The sequence below is a fragment of the Streptomyces sp. NPDC059456 genome (assembly GCF_042750055.1).
In the GTDB taxonomy this organism is placed as follows: Bacteria; Actinomycetota; Actinomycetes; order Streptomycetales; family Streptomycetaceae; genus Streptomyces.
This window is the reverse complement of record NZ_JBHYVA010000056.1, coordinates 12,679-21,682: the sequence shown is the minus strand read 5'-3', so window position 1 is coordinate 21,682 and position 9,004 is coordinate 12,679. Positions and strand designations below refer to the sequence as shown.

8 protein-coding genes are annotated in these 9,004 nt (G+C 71.7%); 3 read left to right on the top strand and 5 right to left on the bottom strand.

The genetic code is table 11. The annotated features are described in order from the left end of the window. Positions 1 to 1,714, top strand: a 1,714-nt coding sequence (locus ACFXA3_RS08175; protein ID WP_385183629.1) for a M4 family metallopeptidase, incomplete at its 5' end; no start/stop codon positions are given. 136 nt (positions 1,715 to 1,850) lie between these two features. Here ACFXA3_RS08175 and ACFXA3_RS08170 read toward each other — a convergent pair. Both ACFXA3_RS08170 and ACFXA3_RS08165 read right to left on the bottom strand, forming a co-directional pair. Continuing rightward, on the bottom strand, positions 1,851 to 2,948 hold the full coding sequence (locus ACFXA3_RS08170) for a MerR family transcriptional regulator (protein WP_385183626.1): 1,098 nt from the start codon (positions 2,946 to 2,948) through the stop codon (positions 1,851 to 1,853). 136 nt (positions 2,949 to 3,084) lie between these two features. Beyond that, positions 3,085 to 3,870, bottom strand: a complete 786-nt coding sequence (locus tag ACFXA3_RS08165) for a class I SAM-dependent methyltransferase (RefSeq protein WP_385183623.1) — start codon at positions 3,868 to 3,870, stop codon at positions 3,085 to 3,087. Positions 3,871 to 4,146: 276 nt separating this feature from the next. Here ACFXA3_RS08165 and ACFXA3_RS08160 point away from each other — a divergent pair, with 276 nt between their 5' ends. Both ACFXA3_RS08160 and ACFXA3_RS08155 read left to right on the top strand, forming a co-directional pair. Beyond that, complete coding sequence (locus ACFXA3_RS08160) at positions 4,147 to 4,791, top strand: lysophospholipid acyltransferase family protein (RefSeq protein ID WP_385183621.1); 645 nt, start codon at positions 4,147 to 4,149, stop codon at positions 4,789 to 4,791. 145 nt (positions 4,792 to 4,936) lie between these two features. Then, positions 4,937 to 5,365, top strand: coding sequence for a nuclear transport factor 2 family protein (locus tag ACFXA3_RS08155; protein ID WP_385183618.1), 429 nt, complete (start codon positions 4,937 to 4,939; stop codon positions 5,363 to 5,365). Positions 5,366 to 5,458: 93 nt separating this feature from the next. Here ACFXA3_RS08155 and ACFXA3_RS08150 read toward each other — a convergent pair whose 3' ends face one another. The 3 genes from ACFXA3_RS08150 to ACFXA3_RS08140 form a co-directional block, all read right to left on the bottom strand. After that, on the bottom strand, positions 5,459 to 6,103 hold the full coding sequence (locus ACFXA3_RS08150) for a GAP family protein (protein ID WP_385183615.1): 645 nt from the start codon (positions 6,101 to 6,103) through the stop codon (positions 5,459 to 5,461). A 94-nt stretch (positions 6,104 to 6,197) separates the two neighbouring features. Next, positions 6,198 to 7,556, bottom strand: a complete 1,359-nt coding sequence (locus tag ACFXA3_RS08145; protein ID WP_385183612.1) for a chloride channel protein — start codon at positions 7,554 to 7,556, stop codon at positions 6,198 to 6,200. 195 nt (positions 7,557 to 7,751) lie between these two features. Beyond that, positions 7,752 to 8,465: a hypothetical protein gene (locus ACFXA3_RS08140; RefSeq protein ID WP_385183609.1), complete on the bottom strand. Its 714-nt coding sequence runs from the start codon at positions 8,463 to 8,465 to the stop codon at positions 7,752 to 7,754. Positions 8,466 to 9,004: the final 539 nt, after the last annotated feature.

The window sequence follows — 9,004 nt, the reverse complement described above, 5'->3', positions numbered from 1 at the left end:
TCACTGGCTTTGGTGGGCTCGGTTTTGTTTAAACGACCCCGGCCGTCCGGGGCCCAACACGACGCAGAGCGTCACCACGGCGTCCGCCGCCCCGGGGGGGGGCGTCTCCACCCCCGCCCCGGCCGCCGCTCCGGCGGCCGCCTCCGCGCAGGCCCTCGACGCGGCGAAGGCGGTCGGCTCCAAGGCCGACAAGGCCGACGTCGCGCCCCGCAAGGTCGTGTGGATGGCCAAGGGCGTACCCACCCTCGCCTACGAGACCGTCATCGGCGGGCTCCAGGACGACGGCACCCCGAACCAGCTTCACGTCATCACCGATGCAAAGACCGGTGCCAAGCTCCACCAGTGGCAGGGCATCGAGACCGGTGTCGGCAACACCCACTACAGCGGTCAGGTCACCCTCGGCACGTCGAAGTCCGGTTCGAACTTCACGCTGAACGACACGGGCCGCGGCGGCCACAAGACGTACAACCTCAACCGCGGTACGTCCGGCACCGGCTCGCTGTTCAGCCAGACCACCGACACCTGGGGCAACGGGGCCAACTCCAACGCCGCCACCGCGGGCGCCGACGCCGCCTACGGCGCCGGGGTCACGTGGGACTTCTACAAGAACGTCCTGGGCCGGTCCGGCATCCGCGGCGACGGCGTCGCCGCCTACTCCCGGGTCCACTACGGGAACGCGTACGTCAACGCCTTCTGGGACGACAGCTGCTTCTGCATGACGTACGGCGACGGAACGGGCAACAACGACCCGCTGACCTCGCTGGACGTCGCCGGGCACGAGATGACGCACGGCGTCACCGCCGCCACCGCCGGCCTCGAGTACAGCGACGAGTCGGGCGGCCTGAACGAGGCGACCTCCGACATCATGGGCACCTCCGTCGAGTTCTACGCGAACAACTCCAGCGCGCCGGGCAACTACCTCATCGGCGAGCAGATCAACATCAACGGCGACGGCACCCCGCTGCGCTACATGGACAAGCCGAGCAAGGACGGCGGCTCCGCGGACGCGTGGTACTCCGGCGTCGGCAACCTCGACGTGCACTACTCCTCGGGCCCGGCCAACCACTGGTTCTACCTGGCCTCCGAGGGCTCCGGCGCCAAGACGATCAACGGGGTCAGCTACAACTCGCCGACCTCCGACGGGCTGCCCGTCACCGGCATCGGCCGGGACAAGGCGCAGCTGATCTGGTACAAGGCGCTCACCACCAAGTTCAACTCCAGCACCGACTACAAGGGCGCCCGCGACGGCACGATCGCCGCGGCGACCGAGCTGTACGGCGCCGGCAGCGCCGAGGTCAAGAACATCACCGACGCGTGGGCCGCGGTCAACGTCGGCGCCCGTTCGAACGGCGGCACCCCCACCCCGGGCAACGTCTTCGAGAGCACCTCTCGGGTCGCCATTCCGGACTCCCCCGGTCCCGCGGTCACCTCGTCGGTGAGCGTCACCGGGGTCACCGGCAACGCGCCGAGCGCCCTCAAGGTCGGCGTGAAGATCACCCACACCTACATCGGTGACCTCCAGATCGACCTCGTGGCGCCCAACGGGACGTCGTACCGTCTGCAGAACTCCTCTTCGGACTCCACGGCGAACCTCGACAAGACGTACACCGTCAACGCCTCGGCCGTCACGGCCAACGGCACCTGGAAGCTGAAGGTCCAGGACAAGGGCGCCGCGGACACCGGCACCATCACCGACTTCAAGCTCACCTTCTGACCGGCTCCGGCCGGCTCCGGCCGGCTGAGCGTGCATGACCTGAACCTGCACGGTGCCCGAACCCGGGTACGCCGACGCCCCCGCCTCCAGGACACAGGAGGACGGGGGCGTCGTGCCGTGCGCGCAGCGCTGCGGTTCAGGCCCTCAGCAGGCGGAGGCCGAGGTCCGCGACGTCGAGCTCGGCGAGGTCGCTGTTGCGCTCGGCCCACCGGCCGGATCCGAGGTCGTCGCCGAGGCGCTGCACGGCCCGCCGCTCGGCCTCCGGCCCGACCCTGGTCCACACCGACATCGCACGGCGCACGCGATCCTCCAGGTAGGCCTCCGGCCGGCGCCAGTACGCCTCGAACAGGCCGTCAGTACAGTCCCACGGGACGGGCACCGGCTCCACGCGGGCGCCGATCGCGTCGGCCATCCCCGCGAGCGGGGGAAAACCGGCGAGGACGGCAGCGAACTCGGGCAGGTAGTCGCGGGTGAGCCAGAACCGGTCCTGCCATCCGGGTTCGTCGGTGTCGAACGTGAGCACCACCACGCGTCGCGCGACGCGCCGCATCTCGCGCAGTCCCGCCATCGGGTCTTCCCAATGGTGAACGGTGGAGACGGCCATCGCGACGTCGAAGGACCGGTCCTCGAACGGCAGGCTCTCCGCGGCGGCGGCCACGCACGGCGCCGCGCCGGCGGGCCGCTGTCCCCGCATGACCGCCGATGGCTCCACCGCGGTGACGTCACGGTCGGCGGGCTCGTAGGAGCCGGTGCCGGCCCCGACGTTCAGCACCGTCCGTGCGTCGCCGAGTGCGTCCCAGATCTGCGCGGCGATCCGCGGGTCGGTATGCCGTGTCGCGGTGTAGGCGCCGCCGATCGCGTCGTACAACCGTGCACCGAGCACCTCCAGTTGCTCCTCCGGTGTCACCTTCAGCCCCTTCGATCGTGCCTCGAGTTCCCTGTCGATGGCGTCCACCATGGCGGCAGCTCGATCACGCCGCTCCAGCAGCAGGCCGCGCAGTCGGCGCAGGTGCGCGACCGCATCGGTGGACGGGTCGCCGACCAGTTCGGCGACCTCGCGCAGCCCGAAGCCCAGCCGCCGATAGGCCAGCACCTCGCGCAGCCGCTCCACGTCGTCCGCCGAGTAGGCCCGGTACCCGGCCGCGGTCCTCGCCGACGGCCGGACGAGTCCTACGCCGTCATAGTGATGCAGCGTGCGCACGCTCACGCCGGCCAACTCTGCCACGCGTCCCACGGTCCAGTGATCCTCCACGGCACCGACTATGCAGCCTGACGCCACGTGAGGGTCAAGAACCCGGATCGCGGGCACCAGGAGCCGAACCCGAGACGGCGTCCCGGGCGACCTGAGCTGCGGTGGCGGGAACGAGGGATCAGACGCGTCGGCCGACGGCCGTGACGGTGGCCAGCCCGGGGGCCGTGAAGTCCGCGGCGGTCACCTGGTGCGAAAACGCGGCGAGTTCATCCGGGGCGACGCCGAAGTCCTGCCTGAGATCGGCGCTGAGCTGTTCGGCGCTCAGCCGCCAGAACCGGCCCATGGGCGTACGGCCCACCCGGCTGGTCCGCGTGTCGCCGTGTACGTCGGTGAGCCCGGCCGCGCTCAGCAGCTCGGGCAGCGTACGGGCCCAACGGGAGTCGGTGCCGATGCGGCGCTCCACGGCATCGCACATGGCGAGGCTCACCTTCCGGTACGGCTGCTCCGGCGAGGTCTCCAGCGGGAACCGCACGGGGTCCTCGATGACCAGCCAGCCGCCGGGCGCCAGCCGGCGCGCCATCCGCTCCAGCACCTCCTGCCGGGCGGGCAGGTGGGACAGGAGCCAGCGGGCGTGGATGAGATCGAAGGACTCCTCGGGGAACTCATCGGCGGTCACGTCGAACCGCCGGACTTCCAGCCCCGGTACGCCCCGTGCCCGCAGGTGCACCGGATCCCGGTCGGCGGCGACCACGTGCCCCGCCGGAAGGCGCCGGACGAGCCACTCCCCGACCGTGCCCAGTCCTGACCCGACCTCCAGACACCGGGCGTCCTCCCGCAGTGGCAGTTGTTCCAGCCGGTGGAACGTCCCCGGGTCCAGTGCCTGTGCCAGCGCCTCCAGACGGGCCGTCTCGGCGGGGTGCGCGTGGGAGAAGAGCTGGTCGCCGTACTGCTCCGTGTCCAACACCGTGTCGCCTCCCTGCACCGGTCGCATGCGGCGCACCGGGTTCCGTTCCGCACCGCCACGCCCGATCGGCATCCGTTGAGGGCAGTATCCGGCGTGCCGGCCGGCTCGACGACGATCCGGTGCGGTTTCCGTCAGGTAGTGGGACGCGAGGACCGGTCCTACCCATCGGCTCTGGGGTCGCCGGCGCTGCGGGGTGAGTACGGCAACTCATGACCGGAACCCGGCAGCGGCCGACGATGAGGACGTCAGCGCAGCGCAAGAAGAACGAGGCCGTCCATGCTCAGCCGCATCGCCGCAGCAGTCGTCCCCATCGCCGGGAGACTGACCGTTACGTCCGAACCCGCATCGGGGCCCGGCGCCGGCAGCATCCTGGTGGCCAACCACACCTCGCTCGCCGATCCGGCCGTCGTGATCGCAGCGCTGCGCCGGTACGGGATCGAGCCCGTCGTCATGGCCACCGCCGGCCTGTGGCGGCTGCCGCTGCTCGGAGCGGCGCTGCGCCGCGAGGGGTACATCCCGGTCCGGCGCGGCACCGCCCGCGCCGGCGAATGCCTTGACGCCGCAGCCGCCGCCCTTGCGGCCGGGCGCTGCGTCCTGCTCTACGGTGAAGGCCGGCTGCCCGAACGCACCGATGCGGGCGAGGCGGCTCCGGGGCCCTTCCGCAGCGGCCCGGCGCGGCTGGCCGGTATGACGGGAGCGCCGGTCGTGCCGGTCGGCCAGGCCGGTGCCCGCCGCCTGTGCTCGGGCGGGCCGGTCAAACAACTCGCGGGAGCCGTGACCGCGCCGCTGCGGCGGCCGGACCTGCACGTGCACATCGGCGCACCGCTGCACCTTCGCGGCGCGGTCCCGGAAACGACGCTCCGCATCCAGGCCGCCGTCAGCGCCGCATGGCAGAACGCGAACCGCGCCCAGAGCCGGTAGTGCCGCGAACCGTCCGCCGCCGGGCCACCGGAGCCACTGGGGCCACCGGGGCCGCCACAGGTCTCAGGATGCAGAAGGCACTGGTGGCCGCAGAGCCGACCTTGCGAGGATGGAGGTCCAACACACCTTCTCCGGAAGTGAGTTCATGAACGAGAAAGACCCCAAGGTCGAGGCAGTCCAGAACTTCTTCGCCGCCTACGCGGCCGGTGACGTCGAGGGCATGAGCGCCGTCCTCGCACCGGACATCCAGTGGACGATCCCCGGACGGCATCCGCTGTCCGGTACCAAGCGCGGCGTCGCCGAAGTCCGCAGCTTCTTCGACCAGCTCGGCAAGGCCGGATTCCAGGCCGAGCCGATCTTCTTCGGCAGCAACGAGGACCACGTCGTGGACATCCACCGCGGCTGGACGACCGCGGGCACCGGCAAGGTGGACACGACCTGGGCCCTGGTCTGGCACTTCAACGCCGACGGCCAGGTCGACCGCGTGGTCAACCTGAGCGGCGACCAGCACCAGATGGACAACTTCATCTGGGACAACTTCACCCTCGCGCCGCTGCCCGACCGCCTCGCCTGACCGTCTCGCCCGACCGCCGCCGGCGGGCCCCGGCTCCGCCCGAGCGACGGGCGGGCGGAGCCGGACACCGGCCCGGTCCCGCCGTACGGCCCGTCAGGCCACGAGTGCGTAGATGCTGCTGGCGGTGAGCCAGAGTCCGGCCAGCAGGGAGAGGGTGACGATCAGCGGGTCCTGGTGGTGCTCGAGCCAGGTCCGCAGGGCGCTCAGCCGGGCCTGGGCGGCAGCCGGCGCCCAGACGGTGTACAGCTCCATGACCAGGAGGCTGAGAGTGGCCAGCAGACAGTAGCCGGTCAGGGCGAGCCAGTCGGAGAGGGAGGAGAGGTCGGCTTCGACGACCGTGGCGGCGCCGGCAGCGACCAGGGCCCACGGCTGGAGCAGCCAGGCGAGTGCGGCGGCGGTGGCCGACGAGGCGTTGTCGACCCGGCCCGTCCAGCTCGGTGGCCGGTGCGGGCGGGGCCGCCGCCGGAACCGGTATCCGCCGAACAGCACGAGACCGACGCCGATCCCGAGTTTGGCGGCGACTGCGGCGGTCGACGGTGTGCTGTGGTGCAGGGGCGGAGCCCCGCCGGTCAGCAGTACCACACAGGCGACCACCGCGACCAGGTCGGCCAGCCAGGACAACAAGAAGGCGAGGCCCTTGCGAACACCGCGGCGCGACGCGAGCAGCAGGATGAACGCACTGTTGTGCAGCGGTCCGAGAGTGATGGCCGTGCCGATCACGACCAGGTCGACGACCATCGGCACAACCGCTCCCGGAGGTGAGGGCCGCCCGGGATCCCCGGACGGGCGTTCTGCACGGGCGTACCCGGTGGAGTGGGCAGGGCAGTGGTGGTCACGCGGCGGGCGCGGCCGGTTGTGGTCGTGCTTCGGGTGGCGGCGCCGCGGGGAGGCGGGCGAGCCGGAGCGTACCGACGTAGGCGACCACCACGGCTACGATCACCAGCGGCATCACGGTCAGACCCGTCGTGCCGAGCAGCAGGCTGGCCAGCATCACAGACGTCATCGGCAGTTTCAGCATCGCCACCGTCATCGCGCCGATCCCGAGGGCGAATCCGGCGGTGGTTCCCATGCCGGGCAGGTGGGAGAGCGCGAGGCCGCCGACCGCGCCCACGAACACGGCGGGGAAGACGGGGCCGCCGCGGAAGGCGCTCATCGAGGCGCAATAGGCCAGTGACTTGCACACCAGCAGGACGAGCAGGGTGGCCGCCGTGTAGCCCGCACTGTCCGCCAGCAGGGGGCCGAGCGCGTCCTGGCCGGAGAACAGCACGCCGGTGACCGGCCGGTCGGTGATCACTGCGTACAGCAGCGCGATCACGCCGACGGCGAGGCCCATCAGCACGGTGAGCGGCAGCCGGTGACGGTCGACCCGGGCTTGCAGGGCGAGCGAGGAGCGGCGGATCGCCTCCCCGAGGAATGCGGCGATGACGCCCGCGACGATCGCCCAGGCGAACTCGCCGAGGGTGGGGGTGCCTGCGGCCGGTACGTGGCTCAGTTCCAGGGAGTAGGTGCCGAGGCCGGTCCAGGCGCCGAGGCCGGTGAAGATCAGCGACCCGACGCCGGCGGACAGCAGGCCGGGCACCAGCACCACGCCCATCATGGGGCCGCCGAGCCCGGTGGCCTCCATCAGCAGGAAGGCGCCGACCAGCGGGGATCCCAGGAGTTCGCTGATGGCCGCGAAGCTGCCGGCCGCGCCGATCACGGCTGCGGCGCTGGGGGCTGCGTCGCGTTTCAGCAGTCTGACCGCGCCGACGGCGAGCCCGCCGCCGAGTGCGATCAGCGGGGCCTCCGGGCCGAGCACGACCCCCAGGCTGAGCGAGGCGATCGCGGCGGCCGCCACCCCGGGCACGGTGGCGAACGAGGGTGCACCGCCGGTCTTGAGGCCCTCGGCCGGCTTGTGGCCGCCGCCACCGGGGAAGTACCGGATCGTGAGGGCGACCAGTACGCCTGCCACCGCGAGCGGCGGGATCGCCCACCAGTCGGGAGCGTCCTGGAAGCCGAAGGTCTTCGGCAGGTCGCTGTAGACCAGCGACTGGAGTTCGGAGACCAGGGCCAGGAAGCCGAACGCGGCGGCCGAAATCGGGACGCCGAGCAGGGCCGAGACCACCAGCACCCACGCGTATCCGCGGGTGCGGACGATCGCCAGCGGGTCGTTCGGCGCTCCGGCGGGCGCGGTGGGCGGTCCGGCTGGCATGTGCATCGTCTCCTCGGAGTCCGGTCCGACCGCTCTGTCGGCGTCGACCACGGGGGACGGGTGGGGGATCCGTCCTGAGCATCATTGCGGGCGCAAGCGGCTCCGTACCGCTGCGGCACGCTCGAACTTGTGATCCGTGGCCGGCCGGATCAGTACCTCCGGCGGCGGGCCCGGGCCGCTGACCGGAACGGTCCCTCAGGCGAGGACGTTCACGGCTCGGGCGACGACGAGTCCCAGGATGATCAGCGAGACGATGGACTGGAGGGTCATGACGCTCTTGGCCCAGGGGGCGAGCGGCATCACATCGGTGGGGCTCAATGCGGTGGAGTTGGTGAACCCGAGGTAGAGGTAGTCGACGTAGCGGGGTCGCCAGTGCGAGGCGTTCAGCTCGGGGCTGAGGTGCTGGGGAAAGGCGAGCGCCGGAGTGGCGGGCATGTGGTGGGCGCGGGCGGCGGGCCCGCCGCTGTCCAGTTCGAAGTACAGGAGGGAGAACGCGAGGATGGTGGTGGCCCAGACGCTTCCCCCTGCCAGCAGGAGGGCAGTGGCGGAGTTCGTCTCGGTTCCGCCGTGGATGAGGTCGTCGATCAGCTGAACGGTCGACCAGATGGCGCTGCACACGAGGACGACGACCAAGGCGATCGACGTCGAGCGCAGGACGGTGGAGCGGCGGCTGATCCGGACCGGATCGCCCGAGATCAGCGCTACCAGCAGGAGCCCTTCGGCCACGGGAAGCGCCCATCGTGGCCCGAGCCGCAGATCGTCGGGCAGGAGCAGGGTCAGCACGGCGGAGGCGATGACCGCTGCGGCCATCGGCCAGCGGCTCTCGACGAGGACGGCGGGTTGGGGCAGTCGCTCCGGCTCGCGCGGATCGCCCGTACGGTGGATGTCGGAGGGTTTCTGTCCGGTCACGGCCGATGACTTCCTGGGCTCGATGGCAGCCCGGATCGCATGTGCCCGCGGTCACGGGGCACGGGCGTCGCGGACGATGTCGATCTGGACCTCGGGGCAACCGTAGACCGGGGCGGCCGGAGGGCACGGGCGACACGCTCCGTATGCACATGCCCGGTTCACACGCCTGCCGGTGCATCAGCCCATCCGTCCGGAGGCCGGGAAAGCCGAAGGTCCGGCCGGTCGTGGTCACGGTCCCGGAGACTCCGGGCCGCCCGGTGGCCCGCACGGACCTCTTCGCGTCCCTGGTGGCGCGAGGGCCTGCCGGGGAAGAGGAACGGGAACTCGTGGCCGGACCTCACGGGTGCCGGGGCCGGGGCCGGCAGAGGTGGTGTCCGGCATGGCGGCCGGCCTCCGAGTTCTGCTCGTGCCCATCGGCTCGGTACCCGGCGGCGGGGGCGGGGGCCGGCGCCCGGGCGCGGGCGACACCCCCCAACCCCCACCCACCGCGGGGGGGGCGGGGGGGTGCGCTAGCGCGACCAGGTGTGCTCTATAAGATC